The sequence below is a fragment of the Halotolerantifilum yawarlongkerapense genome (assembly GCF_054506745.1).
In genome coordinates, this window is the sequence record NZ_CP199719.1 from 1,124,895 (window position 1) to 1,148,137 (window position 23,243).

Genomic DNA, 23,243 nt, shown 5'->3' on the forward strand with positions numbered 1-23,243 from the left:
ATTGCTCTTTTTCTTAGTATACCATTCTAAAGGAAAAGGTGACAATTCTTATTTGAAGGAGACATGACTGAAGTCACGAAGGTGCGGGCGACACTACCTCAGTTGCGCATCAAATTTCTCGGCTAGAACCGCAAGGATTTTATCGTGATCGGCCGCGACCATATCATCTGTGAGTGTCTTCTCCGATGAGCGGAAGGACAGGCGGTAGGCCATGGACTTCTTTCCTGCTCCCACTTGCTCACCGCGGTAAACGTCAAAGAGCGCCACGCTCTCTAACAGGGACGAGCCCGTCTCTTCAATCGCACTGGCCAGCTCGCCATGGGTCACGGCTTCATCGACGATCAGTGCGAGGTCACGCGTGATCGACGGGAAGACGGGAAGTTGCTCGTATTTTACCTCGCGCCGTGTCATCTGCATCATCAGATTGAAATCAAGCTCGGCAACTTGCGTGCGATTTTTGAGGTCGTAGTGGTCGGCCACGAGGGGGTGCAGCTCGCCCAGGGTCCCCAGAATGTGGTTGCCCCTGCGGATGGTCGCGCATCGTCCTGGGTGGAAGGTCGGATGGTTTTTTTCGCGCTCAAAGACGATACCCTTGATGCCCAGGGCCTTGAACAGTGTCTCAACGGCCCCCTTAAGCGTGAAGAAATCGCGGCCGCCACCGTATAGGCCCATGGACAGCATGCGTTTTTCAATCGGCTCTTCCTCAAGGGCGCCATTGCGCTTGAAGAAAACATTGCCGATTTCGAAAAGCGCTAGCTCTTCGATGCTCCGGTTATCATTACGGTTCATCACCTCGAGTAGGTTGGCCAGTAACGTTGTACGCATCATCGAATACTCTTCACCCAGTGGATTGATCAGTCGGATCCCGTCTCTCAGGAGGCTGTGTTCCGCCAGGCGCAGGGCATCCGACTGTCCTGGGGATACGAATGAGTAGGTCACGATTTCAGAATGTCCCGCTGCTAGCAAAGCATCTTTTGCCAGATCCTCGATTTCCTGGGCATTGGTTTTTCCACCCCATGTATCCATCTTGGGTAGCGTTCGCGGAATCTTGTCGTAACCATAAAGCCGTGCCACTTCCTCGACAAGATCGATTTCTTTCACAAGATCCAGGCGGTGGTGCGGGACCACGGCCACGGGACCATCCACCGATTCTTCCACTGCAATCGCCAGTCGCTCTAGGTAGGTGTGCATCTGCTCCTCATCGATATCGATTCCGATCAACGAGCGGATACGCTCCGGTCTGAAGGCGATGCGCCGTTTCTCCTGGACGACAGGATAGGCATCGGCAATGAAATCGATCACCTGTCCAGCTCCTAAGGCTTCGATGAGTTGGCAAACGCGGTCCGCCACGATCGGCGTCCATTCGCTGCTCACACCTTTTTCGAAGCGGCTGGAGGCCTCTGAACGTAGACCCAGTGCTTTGGAGGTGCGGCGAATCTGGCTTTTCTCAAAGCAAGCGACCTCGATGAGCAGGCGTTCGGTGGTCTCGGTGATCTCAGACTCTTCTCCACCCATCACACCGGCGATGGCTAGGGCTTTCTGGGGATCTGCGATCACCAGCATCTCGTCCGTTAGCGTACGGTCCTTGCCATCGAGCGTTTTGAGAATCTCTGCTTTCTCGGCCCGTCGCACAATAATTTTGCGATCGGCAACTTTATCGTAATCGAAGGCATGAATCGGCTGCCCGAATTCTAGCATCACATAGTTGGTGATATCCACGATATTGTTGATGGGGCGCATACCCGCTTTGATCAAACGCATCTGCATCCAGACGGGTGACGGCTCGATCCTAACGTCTTTGACCAGTCGTGCCATATAGCGAGGGCAAAGATCTTCAGCCACAATCTCCAGCTCTACCCGCTCGTTCTCCAGTGGTGGGACGGGGTGCTCGATGTGCACCTCGGGTAAATGTAGCGGCCGGTCGAAGGTCGCGTGTGTCTCTCTTGCCATCCCGATCATGCTCAAGCAGTCCGGCCGATTGGGTGTGATTTCGAATTCGATCACAACATCCTCGAGACCGAGACGGTCGTTCACATCTTCGCCGGGCACAGCATCTGCATCGAGAATCATGATCCCATCCTTCACTTCCTCAGGGATCAGGGATTCATCGAAGCCCATCTCCTGCATGGAGAGCAGCATGCCTTCAGAGGTTACACCACGAAAATCAGTGGCCCCGATCTCCATGCCCCCAGGCAGGGTGGCACCCACGACGGCCAGCGGTGCTTTGTCGCCAACGTTTAAATTTTTGGCCCCGGTGACAATCGTGCTGGGCACATCGCCACCGGCGTCGACTTTCATCACGAGCAGTTTATCGGCGTCCGGGTGTTCTTCTATCGATTGGATCTCACCCACGACGACCCCCTTGATTTGACGGGAAAAGGGTCGTGCGGCCTCTGTATTCGATCCCGATAGGATCAGCCCATCTTCGAGTGCTTTCAAAGAAAGGCCCTCGATCTCCACATAATCTCTTAACCAGTGTACAGGTACGAACATAAGTCTAGGCCTCCTTAAAACTGTTGGATGAACCGGATGTCATTTTCGAAGAGCAACCGGATATCGTCGATTTCGTGTTTGAGTAGCGTGATGCGATCGAGTCCCATGCCAAAGGCAAAACCAGAGTATTTCTCGGAGTCGATTCCGCATTCCTCCAGCACGTGGGGATGCACCATACCACAGCCGAGAATTTCAATCCAACCGCTGTTCTGGCAGAAACGACACCCTTCACCTCCACACTTGAAACAAGAAACATCCACTTCCGCACTCGGCTCTGTGAAGGGGAAATAGTGAGGTCTGAACTTCGTCTTCGTGTGTTCACCGAAGAGTCGTTTTGCAAAGAGGTCCAAGGTCCCCTTCAAATCGGCCATGGTGATGTGTTCATCGACGACAAGGCCCTCGATCTGATGGAACATCGGGGAATGCGTGGCATCGAGCTCGTCATTTCGGAAGCATCGACCGGGCGCTAGAATCTTGATTGGTGGGTCCATCTTTTTCATCGTGCGGACCTGCATGGGGCTTGTCTGAGTCCTGAGCAACAGATTCTCTGTGATGTAGAAGGTATCGGAAAGTCCTCTCGAGGGATGGTCCTCCGGTGCGTTAAGCGCGTCGAAATTATGATACACCGTGTCGATCTCCGGTCCATCTACGACCTTGAAGCCCATGCCTAAAAATACCGAGGTGATCTCGTCGAGCACCCGGTTCAACGGGTGCTTCTTACCGAGCTCAGTCTGCATGCCGGGCAGGGTTACATCCAGTGATTCTGCCGCGAGCTGCTTTTCGAGGGCTTTCTCAGCTGCCTTCTTCTTCTGTGATTCCAATAATCCCTCAATATCCTCACGCAGGTCGTTCACGAGTTTGCCTACTGCCGGTCGTTCTTCTTTGGGAACGTCTTTCATCCCCTTCAGCAGGCTGGTCACCTCACCCTTTTTTCCGAGGTACTTCACCCGAAGGGTCTCTAGGGACTTTAAGTCCTCCGCCCCTGTGATGGCCGCGCGGGCCTCCTCCAGGAGAGCATTGATCTTCTCTTTCATACTCCCGTCACTCCTCTCATTTTCAAAAAAAAATCCCCCGTCCCCATGGGACGAAGGTTTCATTCGCGGTACCACCCAAATTGCGCCAAAAGGCGCCACTTCTACGGATAACGGCTTGACCGGCTCTCCCTACCACGCTAAAGCGTCTTTCAAGAGAACAGCTCGTGGGTGAATTTCACATCGGTAGTCTCCCAGGGCTCGCACCAAACCGCCCCGTCGCTGAAAGGTTTCGAAGAACCTACCGGCTACTGTGCCCAGTCATCGCTTTTCATTGATATCGGTATTATAACAGATTCCATCAGGCCTTACAAGCCACGCTTTCGCTCGATTCCGTAAATCATGATTCCCGCCGCCATGGCCGCGTTCAATGATTCTGCCTGACCGGCGATGGGGATTCGCACCCGGTGAGTTGCGGCATCCAACAATTCTCCCGATAGTCCCTTGGCTTCATTTCCGATGAGCAACAGGGTCGTCGGCGGATAACAGAGGGCGTCGAAATCCTCATCCCCTGCAGGGGACGAGGCGACGAGCATCGCACCGATTCTTTCGGCAAATGTCACCAGATCTTCCGTCTGATAAAGATGTACATGAAAAATCGATCCCATGCTCGCGCGCAGTGCCTTGTCATTGTAAGGATCACAGGTGCCCTTTGCCAGTACCACACCCCGAACGCCCAGGGCATCGCACGTGCGAAGGATGGTACCCAGGTTGCCCGGATCACGAAGGTCTTCTAGACCCACCCAGAGTCCTTCTGCCTCTTTGATTTCATTTGAGAAGAGCGGCATCTCTACGGCGGCCAATACGCCCTGACCATGTTCGGTTTGGGATAGACTCTCGAAGACAGAACGGCTCACGCGTAGAACCTCCCCTACACGATCAGCCAGATGACGGTTGTCCTCGTACTCCTCGCTCATGACCAGGGCGCGAATGTCGATTCCTGCCAGTAGTGCCGACTCGACGAATCGTTCCCCTTCCACGAGAAAACGCGATTCACGGTAGCGATATTTTTTGGCCTTTAGCTTGGCCAGTGCCTTGATATGTTCGTTCTTGTCCGATGTGATCATTTCACTTCCAGCTTCTTGAGGTCCTCGATATGCCCGATGACGATCAGCGTATCTTCCGCTTCAAAGGTATCCTCCGCACCGATGGTGATGTCGATCTCTTCCCCCCGTCGAACGGCGATCACGTTCACGGCATACTTTTTACGCATGTCGATATCCATAAGCGTTTTGCCTACCCATTCGTCGAGGACACGGATCTCCATGATCGTGTAGTTGTCGGCGAGTTCCATGAAATCGAGGACGTTATTCGTTACCAAATTCTTGGCGATTCGAACGCCCATCTCCATCTCAGGAAAAACCACGCGATCGGCGCCCACTCGTCCGAGAACCTTCGCATGAAGCGAGTTCTGGGCTTTGGCGATAACGTGTTTGACCCCTAGTTCTTTGATCATAAGGGTCACGAGAATGCTCGCCTGGATATCCGATCCGATCGTCACGATCGCCACGTCAAAGTTCCGGATACCCAGGGCCCGCAAGGAGTTTTCATCCGTCGCATCGGCCTGCACGGCGTACGTAACCGTATCCGAGATGTTCTGAATGATCTCCTCGCTCTGGTCCACGACCATCACTTCTGCTTCGAGCTTCATCAATTCTGTGGCCACGCTGCTGCCAAAGCGGCCGCAACCCAAGATGACAAATTGTTTTTTCATAATCGATCGACTCCTAACCTACGGTAATTTTGCCCTGAGGGTAACGGATGAGGGCATGCTTGTCCTGTTGTTTTCTAGCCAGTGCCACGACGATTGTCAGGGGACCCAGTCGCCCGAAGAACATGGTCAGCGTAATAAGTAGTTTGCCAATATCCGTCAGAGAACCGGTGATTCCCATGGAGAGACCCACGGTCCCGAGTGCCGATACGACTTCAAAGAAGATCTCTATGAAACTGTGGCCAAGTTCTGTGATGGTCATGAGGAAGGTGACCACCAGCACCACCGCGATGGCGATCGCGAAGATGACGAGGGCGCGGTTGATGACATCCCGTTCGATTCTCCTGTAGGAGAACTCTACGTCTTCTCTCCCCCTGACCGTGGTGAAGATCATCAAGACCAGCAAGCCGAAAGTGGTGGTCTTGATGCCACCAGCTGTCGATCCGGGTGATCCACCGATGAACATCAGGATGATCGTCAAGAAAAGGCTGGGGGTTCGAAGTGCGTCGGTGGCCACGGTGTTGAACCCCGCCGTCCTGGGCGTCACGGATAAAAACATTGCGCTGAGCGTCTTGGTCTTGAAATCGCTCCCGCCCATGGTAGCAGGGTTATTGAACTCCAGCGATAGGAACAAGAGGAATCCCACCGCCAAGAGGATGCCCGTAACGATCAGGGCGAAACGGGAGTGTAAACTCAAGTCCTTGAACCGGCGGACGTTCACGATATCTATGAGGACAGAAAAGCCGATCCCACCCATCACGATCAACCCCATGATGACCAGGTTGATCGTCAGATCCCCGGCGTAGGGCGTCAGGCTACGAAAGTTCCCGATCAGATCAAATCCCGCGTTGCAAAAGGCGCTCACTGCGTGAAAGACCCCGAAGAAAATCCCCTTTTGTACGCCGAACTCTGGCACGAAACGCAGGCTCAGGATCACAGCGGCTACACCCTCGATCATAAAGGTCCCCACGATGATCGTTCGTGTCAGACGCACAACGCCCGAGATGGAAAACTGGCTGAGCGCTTCGGACATGATGATTCGGTTGCGCAGCCCGATCTTTCGTCCCATGATCAGGGCGACGGAGGTGGTCATGGTCATGATCCCAAGACCCCCAATCTGGATCAAGCCCAGAATTACCGCTTGACCGAAAACCGTCCAGTGGGTCCCGGTGTCCACGACAACAAGACCCGTGACGCAAACCGCACTGGTCGCTGTGAAAAGGGCATTGATAAACCCTACGCTCGATCCGTCCCGAGAGGCCAACGGCAAGGTGAGGAGTATCGCTCCTAAGAGGATTACCGTAGCGAAACCCAACACGAGCACCTGGGCCGGTTGTAATTTTTTATCCATAAATCTCTCTGGTTTCATGAACTCCCTCCCGCATGATTATCTCCCCACATTATACCATTCTTACTATGTAAAAAAAAAGAAAGGTTCTCCAATTAAGATGGAAAACCTTCTCAGCTTATGCTTCTTGTGATTTTGCTACATCCACGAGGGCTTTGAAACCATCGGGATCATGGATGGCCATCTCAGAGAGCATCTTGCGGTTCATATCGAGACCGGCGAGCTTGAGACCATGCATGAACTTCGAGTAGCTCATACCATTCTGACGCGTGGCGGCGTTGATACGAGCGATCCACATTTTACGGTAATCACGTTTTTTCAGCTTACGTCCGACGTATGCTGAACGGAGCGAACGCATAACAGCGGGTTTAGCCGCGCGGAAGACCTTTGATTTTTGTCCGTAGAAGCCTTTCGCCAGCTTCAGGACCTTTTTGTGCTTTCGTTTTGTATTCATACCACGTTTTACTCTAGCCATGGTTGATTCCTCCTTCTAAGTGTTATGCGATCCTATAGGTAGGGCAGCAGCTGCTTGACACGCTTGAGATCCGCTCCGCTGACCATCGTTGATTTGCGAAGGCCACGCTTACGCTTGGAACTCTTCTTTGTCAGGATATGGCTCTTGTATGCCTTATAACGCTTGAGACCACCGTTGGCAGTCTTCTTGACACGCTTCGCAGCACCCCTGTGTGTTTTCATCTTGGGCATTGTATTTCCTCCTTGGCGTTGTTATTGTTTGTTCTTCGGCACGTAGAAGGCCACCATGCTACGACCTTCCATTTTAGGCTTTTTATCGACAGCGGCGTAATCGCCTAACATGTCTTCGAATCGCTTGAAAACGTCGTACCCGAGGTTGGTATGTCCGAGCTCACGGCCTCTGAAGCGTAAAGATACCTTTACCTTATCGCCGTTTTCGAGGAACTTAATCGCGTGCTTGGCCTTGGTTTCCATGTCGTGGTCTTCAATTTTCATGCTCAGTCGAACTTCCTTCAGCGTGACGGTCTTCTGATTCTTGCGAGCTTCCTTTTCGCGCTTCTGCTGCTCGTACTTAAATTTACCGTAGTCCATGATCTTGCAAACCGGTGGTTTTGCCTGCGGCGCAATCTTCACGAGATCTAATTTACGCTCTTGGGCAAGAGCCAGAGCCTCTCTACCTGACATGACGCCGATCTGTTCGCCGTCATCTCCGATGAGTCTTACTTCGCGATCTCGAATGTCCTCGTTGATTTCGTTATGCTTAATAACGTACACCTCCTGGATACTCATTAAAAAAGCGGACACAAGAAGTACTTATGTCCGCAAAAAAATCACCTGAATCGGAAGGGGGTTTCGCCCGTTCCTTGTGTTCGGATGAACCCGGCCGCATTGAGCAACCTAGGTGAGAAGCAGACTTCTTCTTGTTGTTGTTGAACCTAAATTAGGATATCACAGCGCCCTTTAGTTGTCAAGGTTTTTGATCACCGTATTGATGCGTTCTGTGTCTTCCTTGACCAAGCGATCGCGGAACGTTTCAATCGACTGGTTGCCGAGCTCACCTTCGTCACGGCTTCTGACCGACACCAGGTTCTCCTCGATTTCTTTATCGCCGACGACCAGCATATAAGGCACTTTGGCCACTTGGGCTTCTCGGATCTTGTAGCCTACCTTCTCACTTCTACCGTCGATGCCCACACGGATACCGGCTGACATCAGTTGATCACGCATCTTCTCAGCGTAATCGAAGTGTCGATCGGCGATCGGAATGATCGTCACTTGTTCCGGTGCCAACCAAGTGGGGAATTTACCCGCAAAGTGTTCGATCAGGATCCCGAAGAATCGCTCGATCGATCCGAAGGCCACGCGGTGGATTACAATCGGCTTGTGCTTCTCGCCATCTTTGCCGATGTAGTTCAGATCGAAGCGCTGGGGAAGCTGCATATCCAACTGGATCGTTCCACACTGCCAGGTTCTGCCGATCGCATCTTCTAGGTGGAAGTCGATCTTTGGTCCGTAGAAAGCGCCGTCGCCTTCGTTGAGCTTGTAGTCGTACCCCAGTTCCTCGAGCGCACCCTGTAGCGAGGACTCCGCCATGGCCCAGTCCTCGTCAGAACCCATGGATTTCTCGGGACGCGTGGAGAGTTCCACATGATATTTGAACCCGAATTTCTTGTAGATCTCATCGATCAGCAGGCTGACGTTCTTGATCTCATCCTTGATCTGCTCCGGCAGCATGAAGATATGCGCATCATCCTGCGTGAAGGCACGCACGCGCATGAGGCCGTGAAGTGCGCCGGACAGCTCGTGCCGATGCACGCGACCGACCTCAGCGAGACGGATCGGGAAGTCGCGATAGGATCGCATTTCCGTTCCATAGACCAACATGCCACCCGGGCAGTTCATTGGCTTGATGGCGTAATCCGCATCGTCGATCTTCAGTGTGTACATGTTTTCCTTGTAATGGAACCAATGTCCAGATTGTTCCCAGAGATCGCGGTTGAGAATCAGAGGTGTCTCCACCTGCTCGTACTCGGCGCGCGTGTGCACCTCGTGCCAGTAGTCCATCAGTTTGTTCTTGACGATCATGCCCTTGGGTAGGAAAAATGGAAATCCAGGGCCTTCCTCCATCATCGTGAACAGCTTCAGTTCGCGACCGAGTTTACGGTGGTCACGCTTTTTGGCTTCTTCCAAACGGTGCAGGTGGTCCTCCAGCATGCTCTTCTTGGGAAAACTCGTCCCGTAGATCCGCTGGAGCATCTTGCGCTTCTCGTCACCCCGCCAGTAGGCACCAGCAAGGCTCGTTAGCTTGATCGCCTTGATTTTCTTCGTGCTCGGAGCGTGGTGGCCAGCACAGAGGTCGACGAATTCACCCTGTTGATAGAAACTGATCGTCGCATCCTCGGGTAGGTCATTGATCAGTTCCACCTTATATGGTTCTCCGCGTTTTTCCATGAAAGCGACGGCTTCTTCACGCGGCATTTCAAAACGCGAAACCTCGAGATCCTCTTTGATGATCTTGTCCATCTCTTTTTCAATCTTCTCGAGGTCCTCCGGCGTAAAGGTGTGCTCGCTATCGAAGTCGTAATAGAAACCATCATCGATAGCCGGCCCGATGGCCAGCTTCGTATCGGGAAACAAACGTAATACAGCTTGCGCTAGAATATGTGAAGATGTATGGCGATAAGCGTGCTCACCTTCTTCATCCTCAAACTTCAACAGGTTGACCTCCGCCCCATCATCAAGGGGTGTGAAGAGATCGGCCACTTCACCGTCGATTTCACCGACGATCGCCTCCTTGTAAAGACGCCCGCTAATTTCCTTGGCCAGTTCACCCAACGTGGTGCCCTTGGGTACCTCTTTGATCGATCCATCTTTTAACGTTACTTTTACCTTATCCACAGCCGATGACCTCCTTTGTCAAAAATTCAAAAAACCCGTCCCATGACCTTAGGGACGAGTTCTCTCGCGGTTCCACCCTGATTGTACCAGACACGCCAGGCCTCCGGTACCTCTCATTGCTCATACCCCGTAACGCGGGATCCACGCCAACCTTTCCCGAAAGAATCGGTAATCGTTTGGAAGCTCAGGAGCTAGTTTTCGATGGCTCGTTTGCGATTTTTCACCGACCAATCGCTCTCTGACAAAACGAAACCTATCTACTCGTCTCCGTCTACGCTTGCATTCTATTGATAGTCCCATCTTACAACAAGATGAGAAGTTTTGTCAACTGAAAAACTGAAGGACCAGAAGCCCTTGGACCAATCCGATGATCCCGCCCAAGACACCACCGAGAAGTTCGATATGCCTCAGTTCTTTTTTTGCGATGGACAGGATAATGGTCTCAATCCGCATCAAATCGAAGGTGTTGATCTTTTCTTCTATCATGGCGGAGAGATCGATGGTCGTCGCTGCACGGTGGACCAGTTTCTCTGCCATTTCCGTGATGAGCTCCTCCCCCCGTTCATCGACAATCTCGTCCAGTTGCGTCAAGATCATCTCTTGCATCTGGTGCGGTAGAAAGAAGGGCATCTTCTCCTTGGCCAGCGTACGCAGGCGGAGCTTCACGAAAAGGATTACTTCTTCCTTGTCCATCTGCTCGAGAAAATGATCGAGCAGTTCTTCAATACTGAGGAGTTCCGATTCAATGGTCTCCCCGATGCTCCGTGCGATCTCATGCCTGCGCTTGGGTATCAGGCCCTGCAATCGGAAGGGGCCGATGCCCACGGGTTCAAAGGGACGAAAGAGCAATCGAATGGCGAGCACATTGGTCAGGTAACCGATTCCCGCGCCCACCAAAACGAGAAAAATCAGCGCTTTCCCCTGCATGGCCTACGCTTCCTCCTTGAGTGTTCGGAGCTGATCGGCATCAAATGCGTAGCGCGTGTGACAGAAGTGACAGGTGATCTCCGCCCCTTGGTCCTCGTCGATCATCTTCTGCATTTCTTCTTTTCCGAGACTGACCAGAGCGCCCACCATTCGCTCGCGTGAACAATCGCAGCGCAGGGCCACTTCATTCTCGAGCACCAGCCCGAGACCCGAGTGCGGCATCGCCGCTTCGATCACTTCGACACCCTTGTGGTCCTTCATGAGAGAAGAAATCGCTACCATCTGCAGGGCGTCCTTCTCGAGCCGGTCGATTGTCTCCTCCGAAGCATAGGGGAGCGGTTGAACAATCAACCCGCCGGCTGCCACCACTTGACCCTCACCGTCCACCTGTACGCCCAGGTTCACGATCGATGGTTGTTGCTCGCTGGTGGCAAACAGGTTGGCCAGATCCTCGGCGATCTCCCCGCTAATGAGTTCCGCACGGCCTACATAGGGCTCCTTCAAACCATAGTCGCGGATCAGGAACATCTCGCCTTCTCCCACCGCTGCCCCTACGTTCAGTTTCCCGTTCTCTGTGAGCGTGGTCTCTACCACGGGGTGCGAAAGCGTGACCTTCACATTTCCCTTGGCATCGGCCACGGCGATCAGCTCGCCGATGGGTCCATCGCCCTTCACGCGTAAGGTCACACGGTCCTTCTCATTCTTCGACATACGGCCGAGAATGCTAGACGCCGCGAGCATCCTACCGAGCGCAGCAGTGGCCACCGGGCTTGTTCCGTGGATTTTTCTCATCTCCTCCACCATAGCCGTGGCATCCACATAGAAAATGCGGGCTTCCTGATCGGCCGTCATTGCACTGTACACAATACCTTTCATATCATCACATCCTTCTCATGATCAAGAGCATACGCTCCGAAGTCTCGGTGAGCGCTCCGAAACGCTCACCATCCACATATTCAACCATCTCAAACGAAGCCGATGCCATCTGACGGATTTTCTCAAGATCGTGGGCATGCTGTTCGTGGTATTCTTCATATCTTCCATAACAATCCTGCTCTTCCCTGATGAAGAGCGTAAGGGTGAAGGTCAGGCGCTTTGCCTCCTCTTCATAATGATTCTCCCAGATAAAAGCATGCTCTTCTTGGGTCTCCGCGATCGTACGATCCCCGAGTATGTGCTCTAATTTGTAAGGCGTGGAGAGATCAACGATCAACAGACCACCCGGTGCGAGGCCTTCGGTCACTCGATTGAAAAAAATTTGCAGATGCCTATCGTCGAGGTAGTTGAGTCCATCGTTGATCACCGTGATAGCATCCACCGGCCTGGCGAAGGAGAACGCCTCGAGCCTTTGCTCGAAAAAGGGAATCTTGTACCGTTTTTCGGCGGCTTTTTCCTGTGCGCGCATGAGCATGCTCTCCGAGGCATCCATACCGATGACTCGATACCCTCGTTCGTAAAGCGGCAAAGTCATTCGCCCCGTCCCGCAGGCGAGATCAATGATCGTCCGTGCTCCAGGATGATAGGCCCGGATTTTTTCATCGATGACCTGAGCCCAATGCTCGTAATCCATCTCTGCCGTATAGGCATCGTAAACTTCAGAAAATACGTCGTACATATTCTCTCTCCCCTCTATAGACCAAGGAGTTGCCACTGCCAGCGAATGATCACTCCGTAGAATACAGTCACGAAGATCAGAAAGCTCACAACACCAAAGGGAGGCTTGCGACAGCCCTTCCAAAGGGGTGTATCCGCGCTGTAGTGGATTTTCTTCAGGTCCTCGGTGGACAACCGGTAGAACTGTCGCATCGTCTCTTCTGCATCCATGACCACCGTGTCGATCGCATCGTCCATGACCACCAAGTGCTCCTTGCCTTTGGCGATAATCCTGTAAGCCTTGGCCCCGATCCTCAATGACGTGTTCGGCTCAAAGGTTGCTCGACCGTTCCTCAGGCGCTTGAGTTGATAGACCACTACGAACATACCAACGCCTGCCATCAGGGCGAAGACAAGACCCATGTAAAAGAGCATCTTCGGTTGCAGATAAGCCACGGGGTCCACTGCCGTTACGAGTTCAGGGTCCGAAAATACCGTCCCCAGATATCCCATGATGACAGAAACACCGTTGTTCGTCAAGTGGGCGATGATCGCCGGCAGGATCGAACCCGTGAGCTGGACCAAATAGGCAAAAACTATACCCAGGATCAAGGGGCCCAGCAGGTTCTGGGGATTAAAATGAAAGAGCGCGAAAAACAGCGCCGATAGCACTGCTCCCATACAAGGACCCGTGGCCCGCTCATAAGCATCGAGCATCATGCCCCGAAAAAAGATTTCCTCACAAATCGCCGGTGTAATCGCCATGACGAAAAAGAGCAGGAGAAAGGAGGCCAGACTATCCGCTGTGGGCATCTGCTGCGTGAACACTTTTCCGAAGGCACTCAGGAGCGCCATCATGAGTACATTGGCCGCTAGGATCGTTGGTACGAGGAACAAACCCAAAGTAATGACGCGAAAGCTTTCGTCCCATCGAATGGGGCGCAGGCGGAAGGTGGCCACGAGGTCTTTCTTTCGGATGACAGCGTACAGGATCACGGGTGCTGCGATCAGCAAGTATTCCGTGATCAGAATGCCCGAGACGAATCCCCGGGCCTGGAAGGTCGCACCTAGGGTGAGAAAGAGCGCCATGGCGATCACCATAAGGCCATTGGCCTCGCTCAAGGAGAAACCCTTGCGATCAAGCGAACGCATCGTCATTCTCCTCAGGTGGCAACATCCCCTTGGCCACCAGATAGCCCCGATAAGCTTCCATTCCGGTCAGCAGGGCCGATTCGTCGAAATCGAAATGACCGCTGTGGAGCGGTGCACCGGGCTGGTCGCCTGCCGTCCCCACGAAAAAGAATAGACCCGGTCGATTTTTCTGGTAGTAAGAGAAATCCTCGGCCAACATACTGGGTGGAACCTGTTGGATGCGCTCGCCCATGGCCTTTTTGAAGCGTGCGGTCATCTCCTTATCGTTGACGACAGGGGGGTACATATCCCGGAAGGTGGTGCGGACGCGCACGCCGTACCGGTTCTCCACGGAACGACCGGAGGCCTCGATTCGCTCCTTCATCTGGTGGTAAAGCGATTCGTCGAAGGCACGGAGGGTCCCTTCGAGTCGCGCCTTTGCCGCGATGATGTTTCTCCGCTCCCCTCCGAACATCTTGCCCACTGTCACGACAGCAGGTGCAAGGGGATCCACCGTACGTGACACGATGTGCTGCAGCCCCACCAGGAGATCCGCAGCAGCAAGGAGTGCATCATTTCCGAGATGGGGTTTCGCGCCGTGGGCACCCACGCCCAAGATATCGATATCGAACTCACCGGTCATAGCCATGAGCGGGCCGCTTTTCACCCCGATGGTCCCATCCGGCAAATCCGGCATCAGGTGGAGGCCCACCATTTCATCGACCTTCAGGAGACCCGATGCTTCAATCACTTCGGCACCACCCGGTCCCTCCTCTGCCGGTTGAAAAACGAGGACAACGGTCCCGGACAATCGGTCGCGTATGCCCACAAGATATGCGCCCATCGTGAGTAGCGTGGCCATGTGCCCATCATGCCCACAGGCATGCATATGGCCCTGGTGCATCGAAGCAAAGGGGCGATCCGTTTTTTCTTCTACAGGTAAACCATCCATATCCGAACGAAGTCCGATCACCGGACCCAGGTGACTGCCGACGATCTTCGCGAGAAGGCCGGTACCGGCTACCTCTTCTACTGGGATCCCAAGCTTCTCCAATTCTGACTGAAGGTAGTCACGGGTTTTAAACTCCTCGAAACCCCTCTCGGGTATCTGGTGCAGTGCGCGGCGGTGTCGTTTGAGTTCTGCAAGGTAATTCATAAGCACACTTTCCTTCCTGTATAATCATCCTTCGAAATGGTATATATATGCAGTTGCGCACATATCCCTCTCGTGGTAAACTAATACTAATTTTCACAGGTCTATTGTATAGATTCCGCCGGTTCTTTTCAATATGAATCACCGCGGAGACAAAGGAGTGAACTAGAGATGCAAGGAATGAATATTGCGATTGTAGGGGCCACGGGTATGGTGGGCAGAACCTTTTTAAAAGTGCTCGAAGAGCGTAATTTCCCAATCGCCAACCTGTACCCCTTCTCTTCGAAGCGAAGTGCCGGCAGTACGGTCACCTGCCAAGGGCGCGAATTCACCGTAGAAGTCCTCGATGAAACGTCTTTTGATCGTGACATCGACATCGCCCTTTTTTCCGCCGGGGGTGAACTTTCAAAAAAATTCGCCCCTATCGCCGCGGAAAAAGGCGTCATCGTTGTGGACAACTCGAGCGCATGGCGAATGGATCCTGAGGTGCCCCTCATCGTTCCCGAGGTGAATCCAACCGCCATCCACAAGCACAAGGGGATCATCGCGAACCCCAACTGTTCCACGATCCAGGCGATGGTGGCGCTCAAACCCCTCCACGATCGATATGGAATCGATCGGATCATCTTCTCCACATACCAGGCCGTATCTGGTTCTGGTGTGAAAGGAGTCCGTGATCTGGAGGAGGGTATCCAGGGGAAAACAACACACGAAGCATACCCCCACCCCATCTACAACAATTGCCTACCTCACATCGATGTCTTCGAAGATAACGGCTACACCAAAGAAGAGATGAAGATGATCAAAGAAACGAGAAAGATCTTGGACGATGATTCCTTGCGGATCACGGCCACCTGTGTGCGCGTACCGGTCTTTGATTCGCATTCAGAATCCGTGAACGTTTCCTTTAAAGAAGATTTCGATCTCGACGAGGTCCGCAGTCTCTTGGCCAAAGCACCCGGAATCCTCCTTAGGGACGACGTGTCGAACAATGTCTATCCGCTCGCGTCGGAAGCACGTGGCACGAATGAAGTGTACGTTGGGCGCCTCCGACGGGACGAGAGTGCCGATCGTTCGCTGAACTTCTGGGTGGTGGCCGACAACATCCGCAAGGGCGCCGCTACCAACACCGTCCAGATCGCTGAACTCTTGCTCGACACCCTGTAAGGAGGTTTTACCATGGCCATATTCAAAGGTTCCGGCGTCGCCGTCGTTACCCCCATGCACCCGGACGGAAGCGTTCATTACGAGAAGCTAGCCGAACTCATCGATTTCCACATCGATCGGGGCACGGACGCCCTGATCATCTGCGGGACGACGGGAGAAGCTTCCACACTTCACGATGAGGAACACAAAGAAGTGATCCGTTATGCCGTTGCGCATACCAAGGGTCGCCTCCCGGTGATCGCCGGTACCGGCTCCAACGACACGGCACACGCCATCATGATGAGCCGCTACGCAGAGTCCGTCGGTGTCGATGGCCTCCTGCTCGTGACCCCCTACTATAACAAGACCACGCAGCGGGGACTTCTCGCCCACTACCGGGCCATCGCCGACGCGGTCAAGACACCGATCATCCTGTACAATGTGCCGGGCCGAACCGGTGTGAACATCGCACCGGAGACGGTGGCCACCCTAGCGGAACACCCGCAGATCGTGGCCGTCAAGGAAGCTAGTGGGAACATTTCACAGGTCGCCGAGATCGCTCGGGTGATCCCCGAGGACTTTGCCCTTTATTCCGGTAACGACGATATGATCGTTCCCCTCCTCTCCTTAGGGGGTGATGGGGTGATCAGCGTCGTGGCCAATATCCTGCCCACCGAAACACACGACATGGTCGAGAGCTACCTCTCCGGCGATATCAACCGTGCGCGTCAACTGCAGCTAGCCATGAAACCCTTGATTGATTCCCTTTTCATCGAGGTCAACCCCATCCCCGTGAAAACGGCGATGAACCTCATGGGATTTGGTGCGGGTCCCCTGCGCCTACCTCTGTACGAGATGGCTGAAGAGACGAAGGCACGGATGGTCGAGGAGATGAAGGCCTACGGTTTGGAGACCTCTCATGCTTAAAATCCTCCTGGTGGGAGCCACGGGAACCATGGGCCATCAGGTCCACGAACTGGTCAAAGGTTCCGATGATCTGATGATCACAGCTGGCATCACCCATGAAGTACAGAACGATCTGCCCTTCCCCCTTTACACAGGGTTCGACCAGATCGAGGAACCCTTTGACGTGGTAATCGATTTCTCACACCCGCACATGGTCGACCACCTGCTCGATCACCTGGAAACCCATGCGGCCCCCACGGTCATTTGCACCACTGGGCTGAGCGACCTACAAGATAATCGGATCGGCGTCCTCGCTCAGAAAATGCCACTCTTCCGATCCGGTAACATGAGCCTGGGCATTCACGTGCTCACGGACCTGATCCAACGGGCCAAAAAACTTCTGCCCAGCTTTGATGTGGAGATCATCGAGAAACACCACCGCCGAAAGGTCGACGCCCCCAGCGGCACCGCCAAGATGTTGGCGGATGCTCTCGACCCCGATCATACCCACCGTATCTACGGAAGAGAAGGCATCGCGACCCAACGAAAGAAAAATGAAATCGGAATCCATGCTGTCCGCGGAGGGACCATCGTGGGCGAACACGACGTTCTGTTCGCCGGCGATAGCGAGACCATCTGCTTGTCCCACTCGGCCGAATCAAAGGGAGTTTTTGCCTCCGGCGCGGTGGAAGCCGCCCGCTTCCTAGTCGGCGAAGAGACCGGTCTTTACGATATGACCGATTTGATGAAAAAGAAGGAGAATACACATGTCTTATGATTTTACTGATCCCTACCAGATTGCCAAGTACATCAAGGATGCCACCAAGGTCACACCCGTGAAAGCCTACATCCAGGGGGAGCTCAAAGAGATTCCCGAGGGCATCAAGCTCTTCGGCTCGGCTCCCTCCTATGTGGCCTTTGGCGATGCCTCGGTCATCGAAACGCTGCTCGAGAAGAATAAAGCGACCCTCGATGATTACGTTCTCGAAAACGACCGCAGAAACTCGGCCATCCCCCTGCTCGACATCACCAAGGTGAACGCCCGCATCGAGCCCGGTGCATGGATCCGCGACCGCGTGGCCATCGGTGACCAGGCAGTCATCATGATGGGCGCGGTGATCAATATCGGCGCCAGCATCGGCGCCGGTACTATGATTGACATGAACGCCGTTCTCGGTGCTCGTGCCACCGTGGGCGACCGATGCCATGTCGGCGCAGGCGCCGTTCTGGCCGGCGTTCTCGAGCCACCGAGTGCCACACCCGTCATTCTCGAGGACGAGGTGCTCATAGGGGCCAACGCCGTTGTCCTAGAAGGGGTCAAGATCGGAAAAGGGGCTATCGTGGCCGCCGGTAGTATCGTGACGCGCGATGTACCCGCTGGAGCTGTCGTCGCCGGTGTGCCGGCCAAGATCCTCAAGGACAAAGACGCCAAGACCGTGGAGAAAACGAAAATTTTAGACGATCTCCGAGGATAAGAAATGCCTCTCGCAAGCCACAACTTGTGAGAGGCATTTTTTCTTAGTCGACAAAGGCGAAGACGTGATCGATATTCCTAAAGTAATCGCCGTAGTTGAGTCCATAACCCACGATAAACTGGTCGGGAATCTCAAAACCCACGTAATCTGGCTCATAGTCTACCTGGCGTCTCGATGGCTTGTCGAGGAGCACGCAGGACTTGATGCTCTTGGGATTCCGCTCTGAGAGCAATTTCATCACGCTCGTCATCGTGATTGCCGAATCGGTGATGTCATCCACGATCAGCACGTCGTACGTTTCCAGATCACAGGTGACATCCTGGATCACCTTCAGATGGCCCGCGGATTCTTCCGAGTGCCCATAGCTCGATGTGATCATGAATTCGATGCGAACGGGCAGATCGATCTTTCGGACGAGATCGGCCGTAAAAATAAAGGATCCCTTTAGAAGCGAGATGACCAGCAGGTTCTTATCGGTATACGCTTCCGTCAACCGGGCACCCAGTGCCGCGACGCGCTCTTCGATCGCCTCTTTGGAGACGACCACTTCTCTACGCTTTTTTTCGATATCCATATATCCCTCCATCGGTTCGATTAGTAGCTCCTATTTTAGTACACGGACCGGTCAGTGTCAACGTTGAACTCCCCATGGCTGGAGTCGCGGGATTCGGCCACCGTCTTAAGGCGACGACCGCTCCTCAAGAAATATGACAGTTTCTTAAATTGTATGCCTACTCAGAAAATTGTACATTAGTAGAGGGCCCTGCGCTGGGCACACGATACATACATCTGGGGGGATCATATGGACAATCAGCACGTTAAGAAAGCGGTCTCGCTCGAGACCTACGTATTCATCGGAATTTTTTTCTTGGTCTTCGGCTTGATCGGTCGGGAAATGGGCGTTGGTACAATGCTCAATGTCATCATGAAGACAGCCCACGACCTCTTGCTGAACACCGTCTTCTTCATCATGGCCATCGCCGTGCTCGCGGGTGCGCTGTCCGCCCTCTTTTCAGAGTTCGGCATCGTCGCCTTAATCAATCGCTTCATCTCGCCAGTCATGGGGCCCATGTACAATCTACCCGGCGCCGCATCGCTCGGTGCCATCACCACCTACCTATCCGATAACCCTGCGATCATCAGCCTGGCCAAAGATCGCGGCTTTGTAAAATACTTCAAGAACTATCAAACGCCCGCGCTCTGTAACCTGGGGACAGCCTTCGGTATGGGGCTCATCCTGACCACGTACATGATCAGTCTGGGCGACGGTACGGAGTTCGTGGTTCCCGTTGTGATTGGCAACCTAGCCGCAATCATCGGGAGCGTGGTCAGCGTTCGGTTGATGATGCGTTTCACCAAAGCCTACTACCACATCAACGACACCAGCGAGCAGGCGCTACACGTGAACACCAACGATTACCTGACCGTCCGGGAGGTGCGCAAGGGTTCTGCCCTCGAGAGGGCCCTCGACGCGGTCCTCGAGGGTGGAAAAACAGGGGTTGATCTCGGACTCGACATCATTCCCGGTGTTATCATCATCTGTACGATGGTCATGATCCTCACCCTCGAGCCTTCGGCTAGGATCGCGGGACAAGCTGTGTACCAGGGTATAGCCTACGAGGGTATCGGCTTGCTCCCGCGCCTAGGCATGTACATCGAGCCCATCCTGACGCCTCTCTTCGGTTTCCAGAGCCCCGAGGCCCTGGCCTTCCCCATCACCTCTCTAGGCTCCGTGGGCGCCTCTCTGGGTCTCGTGGCCAAGTTCCTGAACGATGGACTCATCGGCGCCAACGAGATCGCCGTGTTCACTGCAATGGGCATGTGCTGGTCCGGCTACTTATCCACCCACGTGGGCATGATGGATGCCCTCGGGGTGCGCCAGCTGGCTTCGAAAGCCATCCTCTCCCATACCTTCGGCGGGCTTGCCGCCGGAATCTCCGCACACTACCTCTTCCTGCTCAGCCAGCTCATCTAATCTGACTGCTCTGCAAACACCACTGTGGTCGGGATTCCTTGCTTGAGATTTTGTGAGAAATGGCTGACAGATGTCACTGAACATTTATTTCGATCCTTTGCTTCGCTAAAGACACGGATGTTCTCGTCAGCACCATAAAAAATACCGCTGGTCAATATTGATCAGCGGTACCTTTATTTGTTTTTCCATATGTCTTCTTGATGGGATCCTCTACATTTTAGGTGAAGGGGTTCCCTACGGTTTTATGCTTTGTGCGCTTCGATCAAGGCAACCACCAGTTCGGCGCTCTTAATGAGATCCTTCACGTAAAGATGCTCTTCAAGCGTGTGAGGCTTTCTTTCGCCGATCCCGAGGTTGACGGCCGTGATTCCGCGGTCGTTCAAGATGTTCGTATCACTTCCACCACCGGAAGCCGTCGTGTAGGGCTTCACGCCGATTTTTTCACAGGCACCCTTCACGGTCATAACGATCTTATCCGAGGCATCGAGACCAAAAGCCGGGTACATGCGCCGATGGTCGATTTCTACCGTGGCGCCATGGGCCGCGGCAGTTTCCTCGAGCGTCCGGATCATGTGGGCGGACTGCGCCTCGAGTTTCTCGTTCACGAGACTTCTCGCCTCGGCCTTCAACATCACTTCCGGCGTCACGATATTCGTCACTTCGCCACCGCTGATCACTCCGATGTTGGCTGTGGTCTCTTCGTCCACGCGCAGGAGCTTCATCTTGGCGATGGCCTCGGCAGCCACGATGATGGCGCTGATCCCCTCTTCTGGAGCCACGCCGGCGTGGGCAGGCTTACCTTTGATCGTCGCGTCGATCTTGTCCTGGGCAGGGCCTTGGATGATAATCTCGCCGATGTTACCACCACTATCAAGAACAAAAGCACGCTTGGCATCGATTTTCGAGACATCGAGGTTCTTGGCACCGTGCAAACCACCCTCTTCGTAGATCGTGAAGGCCACTTCAATCGGCCCATGAGGCTGCCCGCTTTCCACCAGGCTGCGGATAGCTTCCACCACAGCGGCGATTCCGGCCTTGTCGTCCCCACCGAGGATCGTCGTTCCGTCCGAGCGGATCACACCATCTTCGAGCTTGGGCTTGATCCCTCGTCCCGGCGACACCGTGTCCATATGACAACTGAAAAGAATCGGCTCACCATCACAAGTGGCCGGTAAACGTCCGATCACGTTACCCGTGTTCGATCCAACCTTTGGACCGGCATCATCTATGGTCACTTCAAAACCCAGGTCCTTGAGCTCGACCGAGATGAAATCTGCAAAATCTTTTTCTTCTTTTGTGGGGCTATCAATGGTGACGTAGTGCATGAACTGCTCTACCAATCGTTTTTCATTGATCATGATGTACCTCCTTGAATACTCATTAAAAAAAGGGAAGACACCCGTTGATGTCTTCCCTTTTCCGTCTACCTGTGGTGCTGACTACAGTGTCATGAAGGCGTCGGGACCAATCGGTAAGCCCAAGAGGTACCAAGCGGTCATGAGAATCGACCAGCCGATCAAGAACACAATGGAGTAGGGCACCATCGAGGAAATCAACGTGCCGATTCCTGACTCATCATCGTACTTCTGAGCAAAGGTCACGATAACCGCGAAGTAGCTCATCAGTGGGGAAATGATGTTCGTCGTTGAGTCACCGATACGGTAGGCAAGCTGCGTGAACTCAGGTGTGATCCCGAGGCGGAGCATCATAGGCACGAAGATCGGAGCCATGATCGCCCACTTGGCAGATGCAGAACCGATGAACAGGTTGATGAAAGCAGCTACGACGATAAAGGCCAGTACGAGGGGAAGACCTGTGAAACCGATGGAACTAAGGAAGTTCGCACCACCAACGGCCAGGATAATCCCAAGGTTCGTATAGCTGAAGTAGGCTACAAACTGGGCGGCAACGAAAGCGAGGATCAGGTATCCACCCATTGAAGCCATCGCTTTGGACATAAACTTCACGACGTCTTTGTCGTTTTTCACAGAGCCTGAAGCGACACCAAAGACAAGACCGGGTACCAAGAACACGAGCATAATCGTGGGTACGAGACCTTTGCTGATGAAGGCCGACAGATCTCCGGCATTTCGGAGCCAACCGGATTCAGGAACCGTGAGGAAAAGCATGATCGCACCAAAGACGAGGATTGCAAGACCCGCGGCCTTGAGACCTTTTTTCTCTTCAGCAGATACTTCCATAGATTCGATCAGGTGCGGACCCTTGTACTCGCCCAGGCGAGGCTCAACGATGCGCTCCGTCACAAAGGTACCGAGTACCACGAGCAGGAAAGTAGAAGCAATCATAAAGTACCAGTTGCTCGTTGGGAGAATTGTGAGATCGAAGCCACCGACCGTCAGGGCTTCGTTCGTGATCCCAGTGAGCAAGGGATCGATCGTACCGATCATGAGGTTTGCGGAGAAACCACCGGATACACCGGCGAAAGCGGCCGCAAGACCTGCGAGCGGGTGACGATTGAAGCTAAGGAACACAATGGCGCCGAGCGGAACGAGTACAACGTATCCGGCATCAGAAGCCACGTTAGACATGATTCCAGCGAAGACGACCGTTGCCGTGATCAGGCGAGAAGGTGTGCTGAGCACGAGCTTCTTCAACGCTGCTGAGATGAGGCCCGTTCCTTCTGCTACACCCACACCGATCATGGCCACAAGGACCGTACCGAGGGGCGCAAAGCCTGTGAAGTTCGACACGGCTGAGTTGATCATGTACTGTAGACCCGTTGGATTAGCCAGCGATACAGCGTTCACCGTTGCATCGGCACCGGCCTTTGCATCGTAGAAGCTTACCGTCAGCCCTGCGCGGTATCCGATTTCTGAGATCAGGATGATAGCAAGTGACAAGAGTAAAAAGATCGTGACAGGGTGGGGTAGTCTGTTTCCTGAGCGTTCCACAACATTAAGGAACTTGTTGAACAGCCCCGAACGTTTCTGTGCTTTAGCATTCGTAGACATCGATGTACCT

Annotated in this window: 22 protein-coding genes and 2 other annotated features; of the genes, 5 read left to right on the forward strand and 17 right to left on the reverse strand. The window is 53.7% G+C overall.

All coding sequences use genetic code 11. The features are described 5' to 3' along the window. Positions 1 to 93 precede the first annotated feature (93 nt). From pheT to ACULM0_RS05550, 14 genes are all read right to left on the reverse strand, one after another. Positions 94 to 2,493, reverse strand: a complete 2,400-nt coding sequence (gene pheT, locus ACULM0_RS05485; protein ID WP_463679423.1) for a phenylalanine--tRNA ligase subunit beta — start codon at positions 2,491 to 2,493, stop codon at positions 94 to 96. Positions 2,494 to 2,507: 14 nt separating this feature from the next. Beyond that, a complete protein-coding gene (gene pheS, locus ACULM0_RS05490) occupies positions 2,508 to 3,527 on the reverse strand; it encodes a phenylalanine--tRNA ligase subunit alpha (protein ID WP_463679424.1) in 1,020 nt (339 codons plus the stop codon). A gap of 43 nt (positions 3,528 to 3,570) precedes the next feature. Beyond that, positions 3,571 to 3,798, reverse strand: a binding site (T-box leader). A gap of 34 nt (positions 3,799 to 3,832) precedes the next feature. Continuing rightward, positions 3,833 to 4,591 (reverse strand): TrmH family RNA methyltransferase, encoded by a 759-nt coding sequence (locus ACULM0_RS05495; RefSeq protein ID WP_463679425.1) that lies wholly within the window; start codon positions 4,589 to 4,591, stop codon positions 3,833 to 3,835. Continuing rightward, positions 4,588 to 5,241 carry a potassium channel family protein gene (locus ACULM0_RS05500; RefSeq protein WP_463679857.1) on the reverse strand — a complete coding sequence of 218 codons (654 nt, stop codon included), beginning with the start codon at positions 5,239 to 5,241 and terminating at the stop codon, positions 4,588 to 4,590. The genes ACULM0_RS05495 and ACULM0_RS05500 overlap by 4 nt, the downstream gene beginning before the upstream one ends. A gap of 10 nt (positions 5,242 to 5,251) precedes the next feature. Continuing rightward, positions 5,252 to 6,604, reverse strand: coding sequence for a TrkH family potassium uptake protein (locus ACULM0_RS05505; protein ID WP_463679426.1), 1,353 nt, complete (start codon positions 6,602 to 6,604; stop codon positions 5,252 to 5,254). A gap of 97 nt (positions 6,605 to 6,701) precedes the next feature. Beyond that, positions 6,702 to 7,058 (reverse strand): 50S ribosomal protein L20, encoded by a 357-nt coding sequence (rplT, locus tag ACULM0_RS05510; protein WP_463679427.1) that lies wholly within the window; start codon positions 7,056 to 7,058, stop codon positions 6,702 to 6,704. A gap of 32 nt (positions 7,059 to 7,090) precedes the next feature. After that, positions 7,091 to 7,288: a 50S ribosomal protein L35 gene (gene rpmI / locus ACULM0_RS05515; RefSeq protein ID WP_463679428.1), complete on the reverse strand. Its 198-nt coding sequence runs from the start codon at positions 7,286 to 7,288 to the stop codon at positions 7,091 to 7,093. A 21-nt stretch (positions 7,289 to 7,309) separates the two neighbouring features. Further along, on the reverse strand, positions 7,310 to 7,831 hold the full coding sequence (gene infC, locus ACULM0_RS05520) for a translation initiation factor IF-3 (RefSeq protein ID WP_463679429.1): 522 nt from the start codon (positions 7,829 to 7,831) through the stop codon (positions 7,310 to 7,312). A gap of 186 nt (positions 7,832 to 8,017) precedes the next feature. After that, positions 8,018 to 9,955 carry a threonine--tRNA ligase gene (gene thrS / locus ACULM0_RS05525; protein ID WP_463679430.1) on the reverse strand — a complete coding sequence of 646 codons (1,938 nt, stop codon included), beginning with the start codon at positions 9,953 to 9,955 and terminating at the stop codon, positions 8,018 to 8,020. Between the two features lie 47 nt (positions 9,956 to 10,002). Then, positions 10,003 to 10,238, reverse strand: a binding site (T-box leader). 41 nt (positions 10,239 to 10,279) lie between these two features. After that, positions 10,280 to 10,882 (reverse strand): DUF445 domain-containing protein, encoded by a 603-nt coding sequence (locus tag ACULM0_RS05530; protein WP_463679431.1) that lies wholly within the window; start codon positions 10,880 to 10,882, stop codon positions 10,280 to 10,282. A 3-nt stretch (positions 10,883 to 10,885) separates the two neighbouring features. Beyond that, positions 10,886 to 11,758, reverse strand: coding sequence for an Hsp33 family molecular chaperone HslO (hslO, locus tag ACULM0_RS05535; protein ID WP_463679432.1), 873 nt, complete (start codon positions 11,756 to 11,758; stop codon positions 10,886 to 10,888). 4 nt (positions 11,759 to 11,762) lie between these two features. Continuing rightward, entirely contained in the window at positions 11,763 to 12,497 is a 735-nt protein-coding gene (locus tag ACULM0_RS05540) for a class I SAM-dependent DNA methyltransferase (RefSeq protein ID WP_463679433.1), read from the reverse strand. A gap of 14 nt (positions 12,498 to 12,511) precedes the next feature. Continuing rightward, positions 12,512 to 13,627 carry a CPBP family glutamic-type intramembrane protease gene (locus tag ACULM0_RS05545; protein ID WP_463679434.1) on the reverse strand — a complete coding sequence of 372 codons (1,116 nt, stop codon included), beginning with the start codon at positions 13,625 to 13,627 and terminating at the stop codon, positions 12,512 to 12,514. Then, positions 13,614 to 14,762 carry a M20 metallopeptidase family protein gene (locus ACULM0_RS05550; protein ID WP_463679435.1) on the reverse strand — a complete coding sequence of 383 codons (1,149 nt, stop codon included), beginning with the start codon at positions 14,760 to 14,762 and terminating at the stop codon, positions 13,614 to 13,616. Before ACULM0_RS05550 ends, ACULM0_RS05545 begins: the two co-directional genes overlap by 14 nt. A 168-nt stretch (positions 14,763 to 14,930) precedes the next feature. On the opposite strand from ACULM0_RS05550, the gene ACULM0_RS05555 reads away from it, so the two are divergent. Genes ACULM0_RS05555 through dapD form a run of 4 tightly spaced genes read left to right on the forward strand, consistent with a single transcriptional unit; the run spans position 14,931 to position 18,286 of the window. Then, on the forward strand, positions 14,931 to 15,926 hold the full coding sequence (locus tag ACULM0_RS05555; RefSeq protein WP_463679436.1) for an aspartate-semialdehyde dehydrogenase: 996 nt from the start codon (positions 14,931 to 14,933) through the stop codon (positions 15,924 to 15,926). 12 nt (positions 15,927 to 15,938) lie between these two features. Beyond that, positions 15,939 to 16,832: a 4-hydroxy-tetrahydrodipicolinate synthase gene (dapA, locus tag ACULM0_RS05560; RefSeq protein ID WP_463679437.1), complete on the forward strand. Its 894-nt coding sequence runs from the start codon at positions 15,939 to 15,941 to the stop codon at positions 16,830 to 16,832. Continuing rightward, complete coding sequence (dapB, locus tag ACULM0_RS05565) at positions 16,825 to 17,589, forward strand: 4-hydroxy-tetrahydrodipicolinate reductase (RefSeq protein WP_463679438.1); 765 nt, start codon at positions 16,825 to 16,827, stop codon at positions 17,587 to 17,589. Before dapA ends, dapB begins: the two co-directional genes overlap by 8 nt. Continuing rightward, entirely contained in the window at positions 17,579 to 18,286 is a 708-nt protein-coding gene (gene dapD / locus ACULM0_RS05570; protein ID WP_463679439.1) for a 2,3,4,5-tetrahydropyridine-2,6-dicarboxylate N-acetyltransferase, read from the forward strand. The genes dapB and dapD overlap by 11 nt, the downstream gene beginning before the upstream one ends. A gap of 43 nt (positions 18,287 to 18,329) precedes the next feature. Here dapD and hpt read toward each other — a convergent pair whose 3' ends face one another. Beyond that, positions 18,330 to 18,854, reverse strand: a complete 525-nt coding sequence (gene hpt / locus ACULM0_RS05575) for a hypoxanthine phosphoribosyltransferase (protein ID WP_463679858.1) — start codon at positions 18,852 to 18,854, stop codon at positions 18,330 to 18,332. A 234-nt stretch (positions 18,855 to 19,088) separates the two neighbouring features. On the opposite strand from hpt, the gene ACULM0_RS05580 reads away from it, so the two are divergent. Beyond that, positions 19,089 to 20,261 (forward strand): CD0519/CD1768 family membrane protein, encoded by a 1,173-nt coding sequence (locus ACULM0_RS05580; protein WP_463679440.1) that lies wholly within the window; start codon positions 19,089 to 19,091, stop codon positions 20,259 to 20,261. A gap of 242 nt (positions 20,262 to 20,503) precedes the next feature. Here the strand turns inward: ACULM0_RS05580 and ACULM0_RS05585 are convergent, their stop codons facing one another. Beyond that, a complete protein-coding gene (locus tag ACULM0_RS05585; RefSeq protein ID WP_463679441.1) occupies positions 20,504 to 21,619 on the reverse strand; it encodes a M20/M25/M40 family metallo-hydrolase in 1,116 nt (371 codons plus the stop codon). An 81-nt stretch (positions 21,620 to 21,700) separates the two neighbouring features. Continuing rightward, positions 21,701 to 23,233, reverse strand: a complete 1,533-nt coding sequence (locus tag ACULM0_RS05590; RefSeq protein ID WP_463679442.1) for an AbgT family transporter — start codon at positions 23,231 to 23,233, stop codon at positions 21,701 to 21,703. Positions 23,234 to 23,243: the final 10 nt, after the last annotated feature.